Annotated in this window: 1 protein-coding gene; it reads right to left on the bottom strand. The window is 45.8% G+C overall.

Features of this window, described 5'->3' with window-relative positions; translation table 11 throughout:
- On the bottom strand, positions 1-809 hold an 809-nt coding region (locus tag E2R51_RS20560; protein ID WP_133378738.1), incomplete at its 3' end, for an IS256 family transposase.
- Between the last annotated feature and the right edge of the window lie 56 nt (positions 810-865).

Here is an 865-nt window from a genome sequence, read left to right as displayed (position 1 = left end):
TCCGTCCATGGCACAAACTTCATTGAGTAACGCACCATATGCACGATACACAGCTGAACCTGAGTGTTGGGGTAAACGGTATTGATGGCATCAGGAAAGCCTTTTAAACCATCAACACAGGCAATCAGGATATCTTGCACCCCGCGGTTTTGCAGTTCAGTGAGAACACCAAGCCAGAATTTAGCGCCCTCGTTCTCTGATAGCCACATGCCAAGCAGCTCTTTTTTACCATCAAGAGCAACGCCTAAGGCCAGATAGATAGCTTTGTTGATGATCTGCTTGTCCTGACGAACTTTGACGACAATGCAGTCTAAGTAGACGATAGGATAAACACTGTTCAGCGGCCGGTTCTGCCAAGCGGTGATGTCGTCAATAATGTTGTCAGTGACTCTTGAGACAAGAGAGCTTGAGATGTCGACATCGTAGAGCTCTTTAATGCTCTCTACGATCTCAGTGGTGGTTTGACCCTTGGCGTAAAGGAATATGATCTTGTCATCAAGGCCACTAATACGGGTTTGATGCTTGCGCACGAGTGTAGGTTCAAAAATGCCATCACGGTCTCTTGGGGTGGATATCTCAAGATCGCCTGTGTCACTGCGGACGGTCTTTTTAGTATGACCGTTACGCTTATTAGGCTTGTATGCTTTTTCATGCTTGGGGTAGCCAAGATGATCTTCCATCTCAGCTTCAAGAGCAGTGTCGATAAAGGATTGCATGAGCTGCTTCTGAAAGTCTTTGATGTCATCGAAGCTTTTCATGCTACCGGCCATTTGCTCAGCCAGTTTTTTAAGGTCAGATTGAGTAGTCATTGCTTATTCTCCGGTTAGTGGATTATAAGCAGTTACACACTTTTTAGGAAAGGCTC

Origin of the sequence: Jeotgalibacillus sp. S-D1, from assembly GCF_004358665.1 — a bacterium.
Classification (GTDB): Bacteria; Bacillota; Bacilli; order Bacillales; family Jeotgalibacillaceae; genus Jeotgalibacillus.
This window is presented reverse-complemented; position numbering and strand designations above follow the sequence as displayed.